We start from the raw sequence: 14,466 nt of genomic DNA, 5'->3' as shown, positions 1-14,466 counted from the left end.
TTTATATAGCTTCATTTTTTATTGATTTATTTTGTAAATTTATATACAAATGTATAACATCAACTGCTGCTGGTGTTATACCTGAAATTTCTCCTGCGTTGAAAAGTGTAGGGGGCTTAAACTTTTCTAGCTTTTCCACAGCTTCATTTGAAAGGCCTGGGATTACTCTATAGTCAAAATTCTCTGGTATTTTTAATTGAAGCATTTTTTTCATTTTTTCTATTTGTTTTTGTTGTTTTTCAACATATCTATAATATTTGGCTTCGATGATTATTTGCTCTTTTATATAATCATTTAACTCTTTGAATTGTGGACATAACTCATCAAGATGTTCATTTGTTACACCGTTTCTTCCTACAATGTCAACTAATAAAACTCTATCTTTGATTTTATCTTGTCCGAGTTTTTCTAGAAGTTCTAGATTCTCTTTTTTAGAAGTAAACCATTCATCTTTCATAAAATCGATTGCTTCTTTTATGCATTTGTCTTTGAATTGCACTTTTTGAATAGTTTCATCATCTATAAGACCAAAATCATGTCCATAGTGACTTAGACGTAAATCAGCTCCTTCTTCTCTCAGAAGTAATCTGTACTCAGCACGGCTTGTAAACATTCTATATGGTTCAGATGTTCCTTTTGTAACTAAGTCATCAATTAGAACACCTATATATGCTTCATCACGTCTTAGGATAAATGGTTCTTTTCCATCAATTGCAAGTGCTGCATTGATTCCTGCCATTAGTCCTTGTGATGCCGCTTCTTCATAACCTGTTGTTGCATTGATTTGTCCTGCATGGTATAGGTTTTTTACTTTCTTTGTCTCTAGAGTATGTTTAAGCTCAGTAGGGTCTATATAATCATACTCTATAGCATATCCATATCTAACTATTTTGGCATTTTCTAATCCATTGATTGAGTGAATCATGTCTTTTTGAACATCAATTGGTAATGAAGTACTAAGTCCATTGATATAATACTCTGTACACATAGCTGTTTGTGGTTCTAAAAATAGTTGATGTCTATCACGTTCTGAAAATCTACTTACCTTATCCTCAATACTTGGACAGTATCTTGGCCCTCGTCCTTCAATTTGTCCTGTAAACATTGGAGCTCTATGAAAATTACTAGAAATTTTGCCATGCGTTCCTAAGTTCGTATATGTGATATAACATGGGTGTTGTTTTGGATTAAATGTTTTTTTATCTGTTCTAAATGAAAAAGGTGTTGGTTTTTCATCTCCACCGTGTTCTTCCATTTTTGAAAAGTCAATTGATTTTGCATCGATTCTTGCAGGTGTTCCTGTTTTTAGTCTTCCTACATTTAGTCCAAACTCTTTTAACTGAGTTGATAGTGTAGTTGAAGGTAATTCCCATGCTCGACCTGCATCATAAGTTGAGCTTCCTATATGAATAAGACCTTTCATAAAAGTTCCAGTTGTCAGGATTACTTTTTTTGATTTAAACTCTTCTCCAAGTTTTGTTTTTACACCACATACTTCAAGTTCATTTTCATCTGATGTTAGTAAAGATGTCACTTCATCTTGGTAGATTTCAAGATTGGCAGTATTATGACAAACTTCTCTCATATACTCTCTATATCTATCCATATCAATTTGTGCTCGACTACCTTGAACAGCTGCACCTTTTGAGGCATTTAATACTCTAAATTGAATACCAGCACTATCAGTACAAAGTCCCATTTCACCACCAATAGCATCTAACTCTCGCACTAAGTGACCTTTTGCTAGACCTCCAATTGCAGGGTTACAAGAAGCTGCACCTATTTGTTCAACTAGCATAGTAATTAGTAGAGTTTTTTTACCCATTCTAGCACTAACTAGTGAAGCTTCAATACCAGCATGACCACCACCTACTACTATTACATCATATTCCATTTTATCTCCATATATACACAATTATCTAATGTATCTCTATTCTTTTTATGTTTATATTGAAAAGTGATTAAAAGTTTGATTAATTTTTTAGTGTAGTTTAAAATTAGCTTCTCAATAAATTTTCGCTATTATACCAAATAATTCGACTTTAAGTATCAACAACAAATAAAATTATACTAAAATAGTTATTGATACTTACAAAAGTTTTAAAGGAAAGCAGTGTTTACAGGACTAATTAGAGAGATGGCTGAGGTATTAAGTCTTAAATCAAATCTTCTTACACTAAAAGCAAAATATACTCCCAAAATAGGTGACTCTATAGCGATAAATGGCGCATGCTTGACTGTGGTGAAAGTTTCCGGCGGAACTTTTTCAGTGGAGTTGTCTCCTGAGTCTCAAAAAATTCTTGCCATGGAGAATTATAAGGGTAAGGTTCATATGGAGCCTGCAATGATGATGGGAGATAGATTTGAAGGGCATATTGTTCAAGGCCATGTGGACTGTTTAGGTACAATAAAATCTATAACTAAAAATGGTAACTCAAGTGATTTTATTATCTCTTTGCCAAGTGAATATTCAAAATATATAATTCCTAAAGGAAGTGTAACTATTGATGGAGTATCACTTACAGTTAATGAAGTTTTAAAAGACTCTTTTAGGCTGACGATTATTCCCCATACTGTTGAAAATAGTCTTTTTAAAACTTATAAAATAGGTACAAAGGTAAATTTAGAAACTGATATGTTTGCTAGATATATTTATAATATGTTTAAAAAAGATGAAAAGTGTGATGATTTAACTTGGGGGCAAGTAGATAAGCTTATGGCTTCTTACTAGTTGGTTTTGTTGTTTTAACTGGCTTTACAAGTGGCTTTGTAGTTGTTTTTTCAATTACTTTTACGACAGGCTTTTTTGAATATATATAGAAAAAGTTTTGTTCTAAGGCATTTACAAACGGTTCTATTTTTGCTTCTTGCATATCTGCCATTTTTTTAATTGCTACAACTTTTCCAACTTTTAATCCTTCAAAAAAGATATTATCCATTCCTGAGGTTATTACTTCATCTCCAACTTTAATATTTATCCAAATAGGAATAAACTTTGCTAAAAGTGTATTTGAGTTTGAAAGCCCATGTGTAATACCAGGAGCTTTATTTTCTCCAATAAAAACTGCATAATTACTTTTTTCATTTCCATTTAAAAGTGCTAATGCTTGATTACCTTTATTTACAACAATTCCAGCTGCATAGTTTTCTGAAATTAGACCCTCTATTTTTGAATCTGTTTTTTTTACATCTAACCAAACTTTTGTAAAATCATCAAAATCTACATATGATAAAACTTTTGCTAGTTTTAAGTCAGACTTGTAGTTTTTTAACTCTTCATGAACATCTTTGATTTTTGTTAGTTCTAGATTTTTTTGGGCATATAGAAGTCTATACTTTTTAAGGTCTTGGTTTTCTAAGGATATATTTTCAATTGTTTGAGCTTGAAAAAAATATTTTGTTAAAGTTTTTTCAACAATAAGTAGTTTTTCTGTATAAAATTTTTTTATGTCATTTATAAATTTGAAGTTTGAGCTTATTGACTGGTCTACATTGAAAATGTATAGACCAGTCATGATTATAAAAAGAAGAAAAAAGAGTAGTTTATTCATTAGAAATTAATTTTAATAAAGCTTCCTCGTCTAACACTTTGCTTGTACCATAAGCAACAGCTAAAAGTGGCTCATCAGCAACTTTTACAGGTAATTTAATAATGTCAGCTAAGTAAGTATCTAAACCACGAATTAGTGCTCCACCACCAGTTAATGTAACACCATTATCAACAACATCTCCAGCTAAATCAGGTGGCATATCTTCCAATACACTTCTAACAGCTGCAACGATTTCTCTAAGAGGTTCTTTGATAGCTGTTCTAACACCTTCACTACCTAATTCAATAGTAGATAATAACCCTGAGTTATCTCTACCTTTTACTCTGATTTTTAACTCTTGGTCAAGTTTAACAGCAGTTCCTATTTCTATTTTAATAGTTTCAGCAGTTCTCTCACCAATATATAAGTTATAGTTTTGTCTAACATAATCCATAATCGCTTTATCACATCTGTCACCAGCTGTTTTAATTGATTTAGATAGAACAAGTCCACCAAGTGAAGTAACACCAATCTCAGTAGTACCACCACCGATATCAACAACCACATAACCAGAAGGATCAGATACAGGAATTCCAGCACCAATTGCCGCTGCCATTGGTTCTTCTACTAAAAATACTTCTCTAGCTCCTGCACTTAAAGCAGACTCTTTTACGGCTTTTCTTTCCACTTGTGTAATTCCATATGGAATACATATAATGATTCTAGGTCTTATAAAAGATTTTCTTGAGTGAGCTCTTTCAATAAAATATCTAATCATTCTCTCTGTCATTTCAAAATCTGCAATAACCCCATCTCTCATTGGTCTTACAGCTTGAATATTTAAAGGTGTTTTACCAATCATTTGTTTAGCTTCAACACCCACTGCTAATATTTTATCTTTTCCGTATTTATCATGTTGAACAGCAACAACTGATGGTTCATTGATAATAATACCTTTTCCTTTTACAGAAACGATAGTATTTGCAGTACCAAGGTCGATAGCCATGTCACTAGAAAAAAATCCAATTAATTTGTCTAAAAACATCTACTCTTTCTCCTTTTTAAATTAAGCAATTTTTGGTTCTTTTTTATCACTCACTACATCTTTTGTAATAGTAATAGTTTTATCTTTGTAATTTGGTAAATCAAACATAATATCAAGCATAATATCTTCTAAAATTGATCTAAGTCCTCTAGCACCTGTTTTTCTCTCTATTGCTTTTTTTGCAATCTCAAGTAGGGCACCTTTTTCAAATTTTAAAGTAACATTATCCATGTCAAAAAGTTTAACATACTGTTTTACAAGTGCATTCTTTGGTTCAGTTAAAATATGAACCATATCATCTTCTGTAATTTCGTTTAGTGTAGCAATCATATGTAATCTTCCAATTAACTCTGGAATTAAACCATATTTTACCAAATCATCTGCTTCAACTAATGAAATAAGGCCATCATCATCTTTTTTACTACTTTTGGTTTGATTAAAACCTAGAACATTATTTCCTTTTTTTCTTTTGATTATATCTTCTAAACCATCAAAAGCACCACCACAAATAAATAAGATATTTGTTGTATCTACTTGTATCATATCTTGGCCTGGATGTTTTCTTCCACCTTTTGGTGGAACATTCACAACACTTCCTTCGATGATTTTAAGCATAGCTTGTTGAACACCTTCACCTGATACATCTCTAGTGATTGATCTATTTTCACTCATTCTAGCAATTTTATCAATCTCATCAATAAAAATAATACCAGTCTCTGCTTTTTTAATATCACCTTCGGCTGATTGTAAAAGTCTTGTAATAACATTTTCAACATCATCACCTACATATCCAGCTTCTGTTAAACTTGTAGCATCTGCGATTGCTAAAGGAACATCTAAATATCTTGCTATTGTTTGAGCAAGAAGTGTTTTACCAGAACCAGTAGGACCTATAAGTAAAACATTTGATTTATTTATTTCTGTATCTTCACCAATTTCATCACGTCTAAAAATTCTTTTATAATGGTTATAAACTGCAACAGATAAAACTTTTTTTGCTCTATGTTGTCCTACAACATAATCATCAAGTAAAGCTTTTAGTTCACTTGGAGTATGAAGTTTTACTTCTACAGCAGCTTCTGCAACTTCACTGCTTGGTAATTGTTCATTTTCTGCAGGCTCTTTACCACTCATGATATCAAAAGCTGCACTTACACAAGATTTACAAATACAAGCATTATCTCCTGATATTACTGGATTTGCTTTACTATCTTGTGCACCACAAAAATCACATTTTAATTTACTCATATATTCTACTTCTCCTGCTTTCTAATAAAGGGAATTCCTCTTTTTGTATTTATAATAAAGTTTGTAAATTCTAAAACATATTTATTATCTTGCGTTTTTACTAATTCATTTGCAACTTCTTGAATAGGTTGTCCCGATTCAAAAATCTCTTTATATGCTTTTTTCACAGCATTAATATCTTCTCTTCCAAGTCTTCTTCGAAGACCATTTAGATTTAGACCTCTAAGGTTTGCTCTGTTTCCTTCTGCTAAACAAAAAGGTGGGATATCTTGTGTTACTACAGAACCTCCACCAATCATTGCGTGGCTTCCAAGTTTACAAAACTGATGAATAGGAGTTAGTCCACCAACAACCACATAATCATCAACTTCAACATGACCTGCAAGTGTTGCAACATTGGCAAATACACAATTATTTCCAATAATTACATCATGGGCAACATGAACATAGCCCATAAAAAGGTTATCATCACCAATTCTAGTGATTGAACCTCCACCTTTAGTACCTGGGTTAAAAAGTGTAAATTCTCTTATTTTATTTCTATTTCCAATGATTAATTCTACATCCTCACCATCAAATTTTAAATCTTGTGGATCAGTTCCAAGTGCTGCATGTGAATAGATTTTATTGTCATCCCCAATTGTTGTTTTACCTGTAATTACTGTGTGAGAACCAATAACGTTTCCATTGCCAATTTTTACTTCAGAACCTATGATTGTATATGCGCCAATTGTAACATTGTCACCGATAATTGCACCATCTTCTATTATAGCTGTTTTATGGATGTTATTCATCAAATACCTATTTATCCACTACCATAGCTTTTAATTCAGCTTCAGCAACTAACTTATCATCAACAAAAGCTTTACCATCAAGTACTATTAGAGTTCCTCTTAGTTTTTTTACTTCAATTCTATACTCTAATTTATCACCAGGTTTTACAGGTGTTCTAAATTTTGCTCCATCAATACTCATAAAATAGATAACTTTACTTTTCATCTCTTCATTTGATAAATTATTGCTTTTTAGGGCTAATATTCCACCAGCTTGTGCCATTCCTTCAAGGATTAATACACCTGGATAAATTGGATGACCTGGAAAGTGTCCCATGAAAGCTGGTTCACTAATAGAGATATTTTTAAAACCAACGATACTTTTACCTTTTTCCATATCTGTAATTCTATCTACAAGTAAGAAAGGGTATCTGTGTGGAAGTATCTCTTGAATTTCTGTAATGTCTAACATATATTTTTTCCTAGATATTTTTATTTAAGGCATATATTCTATCAAAATATAAATTAGTTTTGAATTATGTGAGCCACATTCTTAGAACTTCCAAATTTTAGATATTCCCTTAATGTTTTTGAATTATCCATGAATTTGTTAGTATCCATCTTTTTATAGTCATTTAAAAGGTTTTCAACGCTTACATTTTCTTGTAAAAATTCACTGTGAATTAACTCTTTTTGCATTTTTGAAAAGAAAATATTGGCTAATCCTACTGCTGGAAGTTTTACAAGTCTTGAACCAATAAAATAATCTAGCTTTTTAGCAATATAAGAAAGTGTAAAGGGTGTTCCTATAAGTGCGGCTTCTAAGGTTGCAGTACCACTACAAATAAAGGCATAATCTGCATTTTTTAAGCTTTCATGGGCATTATTTGAAATAGTAAAGGCTGAAATATCACCATAAATAGTTTTAATATACTCTTCATCAAATTTTGAAGGGATGATTAAAATATACTCTTTATTTGGAATACTTTTAATTAGTTCTTTAAATATAGGCATAAGATTTATAATCTCATTTTTTCTACTTCCTGGCATAAAAGCTATTTTATTTGTGCTTGAAGCTGTAGTTTTGTAATCTTTTATTTCATCCAATAAGGGATGACCTACATAAGTTATTTTTTCTTTTTTTGAGTAATACTCTTTTTCAAAAGGTAAGATTGAACATAGTTTATCACAGTATTTTTCTATTTTAGGAATTCTACCTTTTTTCCATGCCCAAGCTTGGGGTAAAATATAATAAATAATCTCTTTATTTGGATACTTCTTTTTAAGAGCTTTTGCTAAAGGTAGATTAAATCCAGAAGAATCCATAAGTAAAACTTTATTCGCATCTTTTGCTAGTTCTACCATCTCATCTTTTAGTTTAAAGAAAAATGGTAATCTTTTTATAGCATCAACAAATCCCATGATAGCAAGTTGTTCAATATCATAATTTGGATTTCCTAGTTTTTTATCAAATATCCCAAAAAGTTCAACATCCTCATTTAGATGTTTTTTTAACTCTGCTAAGTGTATATTTGAAGAGGTTTCCATAGCACTTACAAGAAGTTTCATTTATATAATTACCTCTTTTACATCTTCATAAATTTTTGCATCTATATCTATTTCATATTTTCCATCAATTATTTCATCAATAATTACAATTGCTGATAAACCATAAGGATTTTGTGTAATTTCACTTCTTACTTTTAACTCAGCTTCAAATGTTAAAGGATGATACATCAAATCTTTTACATCTCTATAGTGTGATTGGGTAAAGTCATTGAAGGTATCTACGGTGATAATTTTTACTTCATCTTTATTTAGATAATGTATTTCAGCCTTTTCAAATGCAATTCTTCCACTTGTTTTACCTTTGTTTACTGTTGAGTAACATAAAAAATATGAAGGAACAATTTTCTTATCCACTTTTACTTTAGCATTTAAAAGTCTATAGTTTAAAAACCGCTGTTTTACTATTTTGTATGGGATATGTGTTTCATCTAAATTTGTTCTGTTGTTATATAATTCTAGTCGATACTCTATTGATTGGGGTAAAATTTGGTTTGAAATAGGCAAAAACATCTCATCCATTAGTTTGTCTTGGCTTTCTCGTTGTGCGCTCAATCCAAATAAACAACCACAATAATTTTGTCTATAAAATGAGTTTTCTTTTACCACTTTTGCTTGTTCTTCTACACCTTTGCCACTTCGATAATCTTTGAAAATCCATTTAATATTGTATTTTTTTTCTAACTCATTTCCAATTATTTCAAGTTTTTCTTGGGATTTTTTAGGAGAGATTAAAAGGGTTGTTGTGAATTTATCATGACCCAATTCAATAGCTTTTTTAACAGTTGTTTCTAATCTATCATCAAAACAAACTGTGCATCTGTCGCCTTTTTCTGGCTCATCTTCTAAGCCTTTTACTTTTTTTAACCACTCATCGAGATTATAAGGTCCCTCTATTAACTCTATGTCTAATTTATGGCAAGAGTATTCAACATCTTTTAGTCTAAGTAAGTATTCATTGTAAGGATGAATATTAGGGTCATAAAAAAAACCAACCAATTTTTCATCTGGGAAATCTTGTTGAAGTCTTTGTAAAAAATAGTGACTATCAACAGAACAGCATATGTGAACAAGCATTTAAATCCTTTATTTAATCGTATTATAGTAAAATTATTTTCAAATTAAAAGAGGAGCAGTTTTTGATTAAAACATTTACAGGCTTAATCTTTACGGTTTTGTTTCTAAGCTCATGTGCACAAAAGCAAATTATTAATTCAACAAGTGCAACTATTTTGATAAAAACTCCTACTATGAAGTTTTATGATAAAGGGTTTATATCTACCTTTGAAAATTACACACAAGTACAAATATATAGTGCTGGTAAAACTGTTTTAGATTTGAAGTTTTATGAAAATAGGGTTTGCAAATCAACTTTTGAGTGTGAGAGTTCAAAAGAGTTTAATAAAAAGTATTTACACTCTTCATATAAAGAAGATTTTTTAAAGACAATTTTTGATAACAATAAAAAAGAGACAGTGTTTAGAGATAAAGAGCACAATATTTTAATAAAAATAAAAAAAGATTAGATAACTGGATTTACCAAATTAAATATTTTTTTAGCTAATTCATGGGATTTTTCTTTATTTACTCTCGCAGAAAGTCCAGAAATTCCAACAGTTCCTACAAACTCTTTTTTGTTGTTAAAATATGGAACGGCAATAGAAAAAAGACCAAACTCATACTCCTCAAAACCTATTGCATACCCCCTTTGTTGAACTAGTTCGATCTCTTTTTGTAGTTTTGTCACAGTAGTAATAGTGTTTGCTGTATATTTTTTTAAATCTAGATTTTTCAAATTTACATTTTCAAAGGCTAATAAAACTTTCCCAAATGCATTTGCATGAAGTGGCGCATGAAGTCCAATAGAGTCTTTTGTTTTTAAAACTCTAGTTGATTTATCCACTTGATTTAAATATAAAACGGCGTTATCATCTAAAATACCAACATAAGAACACTCTTGGGTTAAATAATATATTTCATCAAGTAAGACTTTAGTCCTATCTACAATTTTCTCCCTTGACTCTTTTTGTGAGATGTTTTTCATAATATCACTCAGTACTATCTCTTTAGAGTTTTCAACATACTCTATAAAACCTTCACAAAGTAGTGTTGAAATAAGTCTTGACATAGTACTTTTATCTATATCATGTATTTGGCATAAATAGTTTGCCGTCAAAGGGACATTTGATTTCATGATTGATTTAAGTATTGATAACCCTTTGGTTAAGGATTTATTATGATTTTGCAATAGTATATCTCTTTATTTGATTTTTCTTATTTTATCATTTTTTATTTAAATTGCCTTATCTTTGCTTTTATATAAGCTTAAAAATTTCTTGAAACTATTCTTTGGGTAAGAAATGAACATTTTAATAAGCAATTGAAAAGATTTTATTGTGGATAGTAAGAGTTTTAGACTTTTTTTTCTCACTATGTGAAACTTACAAAATTGTAAACCTCTATAAAGCCTATAATATGGGCTAAATATCAGTTTATAAATTTTTTCTTAATCTAAAAACTAATAAAAAATTTTATATTTGAGTTTATATTATGTATGGATTAATTCTCTCACAAGAAGAGGTATTGCTTCAAAAAAGTAATAAAAAAATAAAATATATAAAGGTAAATATCATGACTTCGTCTATTATAGATTTATCAAAATTAACTGCAAATGATGATTTAAAACCAGTATTAGGTGGGCATTGGCCTGGAATTCAAATATACTATCCTCCAATCAAGTTTAATCCACTTGATGGTAGCTATGAAACAATGGAGCAAGCAAAACTTAGACTTCAAAAACATGCTTATAAGACAAAAGCACATACAGTGTTATTTGACTTGGAAGATGGATGTAGACAAAAAGCTATGAGTAGAGAGCTTTTAATTCAAGAGTTACCAAAATTTCCAGAGAGAGATTTTCAAATAGCTATTAGAATAAATCCTTTTAGAACTGATGAGTATGAAGAAGATTTAAAAATGTTAAAACAAGTACACAAATATATTGATGCAATTGTTTTAGCAAAAGCTGGTGAGGTTTATGGGGACGCTGAGATTAGAGATTTATCTTCTTGGTTAGTTTCTATTGGTAGTAATTTACAAATTCAACCAATTATTGAGCATCCAAAGTCACTTCAAATAGCTGATAAGCTTATGAGTCACTCAACAGTACAACACGTTGTATTTGGTATCCATGACTTCTCAAAAGCAATGGCTTACAAAATCACACCTGAGGGTTGGATTGATGAGTTAGAGACTTTCTTTAATATGCTTACAATGGAAGCTAGAATTAAAGGTAAAGGTGTAATTGGTGGTGTTGAAGTATTACTTACTCCAAACTCTTTACCTGATTCTTGTGTTGAGAAAAAAGATATTAGAAGATGGTTAGATTTACATGGTGATGATGCATCAAGACATGTTTATGCTCATGCACAAAGAGAAACGGCTATGGGATTAACAGGTAAACAAGTTATTACTCCAAATCATATCAATGTTTGTAAAGTTGCTTTTACACCATCTCCAAAAGAGACAGCAAAAGATATTGAAATCTTAAAAGCTGCTCTTGAAGCAGATGCACTTTTAAGTGGAGCTATTAGATATAAAGGTGAGATGTTAGATCCACCAATGTTTGGTAAATCATTACAAAATCTTTTAAGAGGTTATGCCTTAAGAAGTTTAAGTAAAGAAGATCAAGCTTTCGCATTAACAGTACTAAACAAAATGCCGTTACATACATTTAAAGAAAACTGGCCATACGGTCAAATATAGTAAGGAATATAATATGAGTTCAACAATAAAAATCGACGTACCTGAATTTTTAAATATTGGTGTAGCTTGTACATCTGCTCACGTAGGAACACCTAAAGAGAACAGTACAGCTATGATAATAGAAGATGATAAATTAGGAACTGATGAGATAACTTATAAAGATTTAGCTACAAGATCAGATCAAGTTGCTAATTTCCTTACAAGTATTGGAATTGGTGCAAGAGATAGGGTTTTAGTTTGTTTAAAAAACTCTTTAGCTTATCCAATCTCTTTCTTTGGTGCTATAAAAGCGGGAATCATTGCAGTTCCTACTTCTACACTTTTGAGTGGTTCAGAAGTTAAGTACCTAGCAGAAGATTCACAAGCTAGTGCTATTGTATTATCAGCATCTATGTATAAAAACTTACTGCCATATTTAGAAAATGTGGATAACTTAAAAACAATTATAGTTGCAGGAATAGATAGTGTAGATGAACTTGAAAAACCAAAAGGTATTAAAGTTTACTCTTTAAGTGAGATTTTAAAAAATGGTGATGCAACACCAAATCACTATAAATCAAAATCAGGAGAGCCTGCATATTTAGTATATACATCAGGAACAACTGGTTATCCAAAGGGTGTTTTACATTCACATAGATCATTAGTAGGAAGAACTCCTGCAACTGAGTATTGGTTTGATTTTAAAGAGAATGATAGAATCATGCACTCTGGTAAATTCAACTGGACATATGTATTAGGTTCAGCTCTTATGGATCCATTGTTTAATGGTCATACGGTTATTGCTTATGAAGGTGCAAATGATGCATCTACTTGGATTAATTTGATTAAAAAACATCAATGTACTATATTCATTGGAGTTCCAACTATTTATAGACAAATTATTCAAAAAACAGATTTTACAATTAAAGATTGTCCAAGTCTAAGATATTGTATGAGTGCTGGTGAGCATTTATCTGATGAGATGTTAGGACTTTGGAGAGAAAAATTCAACCAAGATATCTTTGAAGCAATCGGGATGAGTGAATGTTCTTATTATATTTCACACTCTAAAAACAACCCAATTAGACCTGGAAGTGCAGGATTTGTTCAACCAGGACATATTGTAAAACTTCTAGACCCTGAAACTTTAGAAGAGGTAGCCTTAGAAGAAGAAGGGATGATTTGTATAGGAGTTGATGATCCAGGACTGTTTTTAGAGTACTGGCAACTTGAAGAAGAGACATCAAAAGCTAGACATGATGGTTACTTCTTTACAGGTGATTATGCAAAAAGAGATAAAGATGGATATATATGGTTCATAGGTAGAAAAGATGATATTATCAATACTTTTGGGTTTAGAGTATCTCCACATGAAATCGAAAGAGTTGTAAAAACTCATGATGCAGTTGCTGATTGTGTTGCTTTTGGTTTAGATATTGGTAAAGATAAAACAATAGTTGCTATTGCTGTAATTGGACATGAAGATTTAAGTGCTGAAAAAGAGGCTGAAATATTAGCATTCTCTCAAGCTAATTTAGCAAAATATAAAGCACCAAAAGAGATTTTTGCACTTAAAGATTATCCAAGAACAAAAAATGGAAAAGTTCTTAGAAAACAACTTGTAAAACAACTGCATGAACAACATCACGCTAAAGAGAGTGGTGAAGAAGTTATTGAATATAAAGCAAGAAGATCAATGATTTTTGTTCCTGCATATAATAAAAAGTTTGTTAAAAAAGCAAAATCAATACTAGCAGATAGTGTAGTATTTGATTTAGAAGCAATTTTACATGAGCAAAAAGAGACTGCAAGAAATGTAATAAGAGAAGTATACAAAGAAGAGGGTTCAAAATTTGGAGAATCTGAGAGAATACTAAGAGTAAATGCAGTTGGAAGTGAAGAGTTCAAAAAAGATATGGCACTTGCAGGTGAACTTGATATAGATGGGATATTATTCTCATTAATTGAAACAGTTGAACAAGTAGCCCAAGCTGAAAAAGCCTTGATGGAAGTTAATCCAAACCTAACTATGATGGTTATGATTGAAACTCCACTTGCGATTTTAAACTCGCCTGATATTTGTGCATCTAGTACTAAATTAGAAGTTGTAGTTGTGGGTTCTAATAACTTATCAAATAGACTTCAAATAGATATTAAAAGAGGTTCAAAAGCGATGTTTAATTATCTAGCTCGTATTGCCTTATCTGCAAAAGCATATGGTAAAACAGTTATTGATGGACCTCATTATGATGTTCATGATGAGTTTGCTTGTGAAGCTTCAACTAAAGATGCCTATGATTTAGGTTTTGATGGAAAAGCTTTAATTCATCCAGTACAAGCTGAGTATATCAATGATATCTTTACTCCAAAAAGAAAAGAAGTTCAAGAGTATGAAGAGATGATTGCTAAGTTTGATGAAGCTGCAAAAGAGGGTAAAGAAGTAATTCAATACAAAGATAAATTAGTGGATACAAGTAGAATCAAGTGGGCTAAAAAGATGATAACATTATATGAAACATATAAATCATTGGGTCAAAATCTATTTGGTAAATAAGGGAGA

General features: G+C 30.9%; 13 protein-coding genes. 4 read left to right on the top strand and 9 right to left on the bottom strand.

Features of this window, described 5'->3' with window-relative positions:
• Position 1: 1 nt before the first annotated feature.
• A complete protein-coding gene (mnmG, locus tag Q0617_RS06675) occupies positions 2-1,894 on the bottom strand; it encodes a tRNA uridine-5-carboxymethylaminomethyl(34) synthesis enzyme MnmG (RefSeq protein ID WP_298751750.1) in 1,893 nt (630 codons plus the stop codon).
• Positions 1,895-2,113: 219 nt separating this feature from the next.
• Here mnmG and ribE point away from each other — a divergent pair, with 219 nt between their 5' ends.
• Positions 2,114-2,731 (top strand): riboflavin synthase, encoded by a 618-nt coding sequence (ribE, locus tag Q0617_RS06670; RefSeq protein WP_298751749.1) that lies wholly within the window; start codon positions 2,114-2,116, stop codon positions 2,729-2,731.
• Here the strand turns inward: ribE and mreC are convergent.
• The 7 genes from mreC to Q0617_RS06635 are packed head-to-tail and all read right to left on the bottom strand — an operon-like array spanning position 2,715 to position 9,239.
• The gene (gene mreC, locus Q0617_RS06665; RefSeq protein ID WP_298751748.1) at positions 2,715-3,515 is read right to left on the bottom strand and encodes a rod shape-determining protein MreC; all 801 of its coding nucleotides are present in this window, start codon (positions 3,513-3,515) and stop codon (positions 2,715-2,717) included. The genes ribE and mreC overlap by 17 nt on opposite strands.
• 28 nt (positions 3,516-3,543) lie before the next feature.
• Positions 3,544-4,575, bottom strand: coding sequence for a rod shape-determining protein (locus Q0617_RS06660; RefSeq protein ID WP_298751746.1), 1,032 nt, complete (start codon positions 4,573-4,575; stop codon positions 3,544-3,546).
• 21 nt (positions 4,576-4,596) lie between these two features.
• Complete coding sequence (clpX, locus tag Q0617_RS06655; RefSeq protein ID WP_298751745.1) at positions 4,597-5,823, bottom strand: ATP-dependent Clp protease ATP-binding subunit ClpX; 1,227 nt, start codon at positions 5,821-5,823, stop codon at positions 4,597-4,599.
• Between the two features lie 5 nt (positions 5,824-5,828).
• Complete coding sequence (gene lpxA, locus Q0617_RS06650; protein ID WP_298751743.1) at positions 5,829-6,617, bottom strand: acyl-ACP--UDP-N-acetylglucosamine O-acyltransferase; 789 nt, start codon at positions 6,615-6,617, stop codon at positions 5,829-5,831.
• A 7-nt stretch (positions 6,618-6,624) separates the two neighbouring features.
• Positions 6,625-7,068: a 3-hydroxyacyl-ACP dehydratase FabZ gene (fabZ, locus tag Q0617_RS06645; protein ID WP_298751742.1), complete on the bottom strand. Its 444-nt coding sequence runs from the start codon at positions 7,066-7,068 to the stop codon at positions 6,625-6,627.
• 53 nt (positions 7,069-7,121) lie between these two features.
• Positions 7,122-8,165: a lipid-A-disaccharide synthase gene (gene lpxB / locus Q0617_RS06640; RefSeq protein ID WP_298751740.1), complete on the bottom strand. Its 1,044-nt coding sequence runs from the start codon at positions 8,163-8,165 to the stop codon at positions 7,122-7,124.
• Positions 8,166-9,239 carry an epoxyqueuosine reductase QueH gene (locus Q0617_RS06635; protein WP_298751739.1) on the bottom strand — a complete coding sequence of 358 codons (1,074 nt, stop codon included), beginning with the start codon at positions 9,237-9,239 and terminating at the stop codon, positions 8,166-8,168. It abuts the gene before it with no gap.
• A 62-nt stretch (positions 9,240-9,301) separates the two neighbouring features.
• Here Q0617_RS06635 and Q0617_RS06630 point away from each other — a divergent pair, with 62 nt between their 5' ends.
• Positions 9,302-9,688 (top strand): hypothetical protein, encoded by a 387-nt coding sequence (locus Q0617_RS06630; RefSeq protein ID WP_298751738.1) that lies wholly within the window; start codon positions 9,302-9,304, stop codon positions 9,686-9,688.
• Here Q0617_RS06630 and Q0617_RS06625 read toward each other — a convergent pair.
• Complete coding sequence (locus Q0617_RS06625; RefSeq protein ID WP_298751737.1) at positions 9,685-10,410, bottom strand: IclR family transcriptional regulator; 726 nt, start codon at positions 10,408-10,410, stop codon at positions 9,685-9,687. The genes Q0617_RS06630 and Q0617_RS06625 overlap by 4 nt on opposite strands.
• A 383-nt stretch (positions 10,411-10,793) precedes the next feature.
• Between Q0617_RS06625 and Q0617_RS06620 the strand changes: the two genes are divergently transcribed.
• Both Q0617_RS06620 and Q0617_RS06615 read left to right on the top strand, forming a co-directional pair.
• The gene (locus Q0617_RS06620; protein WP_298751735.1) at positions 10,794-11,927 is read left to right on the top strand and encodes an aldolase/citrate lyase family protein; all 1,134 of its coding nucleotides are present in this window, start codon (positions 10,794-10,796) and stop codon (positions 11,925-11,927) included.
• 13 nt (positions 11,928-11,940) lie between these two features.
• Positions 11,941-14,460 (top strand): aldolase/citrate lyase family protein, encoded by a 2,520-nt coding sequence (locus Q0617_RS06615; RefSeq protein WP_298751734.1) that lies wholly within the window; start codon positions 11,941-11,943, stop codon positions 14,458-14,460.
• Positions 14,461-14,466 lie beyond the last annotated feature (6 nt).

Source organism: uncultured Arcobacter sp., assembly GCF_937982575.1.
Taxonomy (GTDB): Bacteria; Campylobacterota; Campylobacteria; order Campylobacterales; family Arcobacteraceae; genus Arcobacter.
This window is presented reverse-complemented; position numbering and strand designations above follow the sequence as displayed.

Bases quoted from the DNA above. Each gene is read 5' to 3' on its own strand.
- clpX (WP_298751745.1), bottom strand. From the start codon at position 5,823: ATGAGTAAATTAAAATGTGATTTTTGTGGTGCACAAGATAGTAAAGCA.
- Q0617_RS06620 (WP_298751735.1), top strand. From the start codon at position 10,794: ATGACTTCGTCTATTATAGATTTATCAAAATTAACTGCAAATGATGAT.
- fabZ (WP_298751742.1), bottom strand. From the start codon at position 7,068: ATGTTAGACATTACAGAAATTCAAGAGATACTTCCACACAGATACCCT.
- Q0617_RS06615 (WP_298751734.1), top strand. From the start codon at position 11,941: ATGAGTTCAACAATAAAAATCGACGTACCTGAATTTTTAAATATTGGT.
- lpxA (WP_298751743.1), bottom strand. From the start codon at position 6,617: ATGAATAACATCCATAAAACAGCTATAATAGAAGATGGTGCAATTATC.
- lpxB (WP_298751740.1), bottom strand. From the start codon at position 8,165: ATGAAACTTCTTGTAAGTGCTATGGAAACCTCTTCAAATATACACTTA.
- mnmG (WP_298751750.1), bottom strand. From the start codon at position 1,894: ATGGAATATGATGTAATAGTAGTAGGTGGTGGTCATGCTGGTATTGAA.
- Q0617_RS06635 (WP_298751739.1), bottom strand. From the start codon at position 9,239: ATGCTTGTTCACATATGCTGTTCTGTTGATAGTCACTATTTTTTACAA.
- mreC (WP_298751748.1), bottom strand. From the start codon at position 3,515: ATGACTGGTCTATACATTTTCAATGTAGACCAGTCAATAAGCTCAAAC.
- Q0617_RS06660 (WP_298751746.1), bottom strand. From the start codon at position 4,575: ATGTTTTTAGACAAATTAATTGGATTTTTTTCTAGTGACATGGCTATC.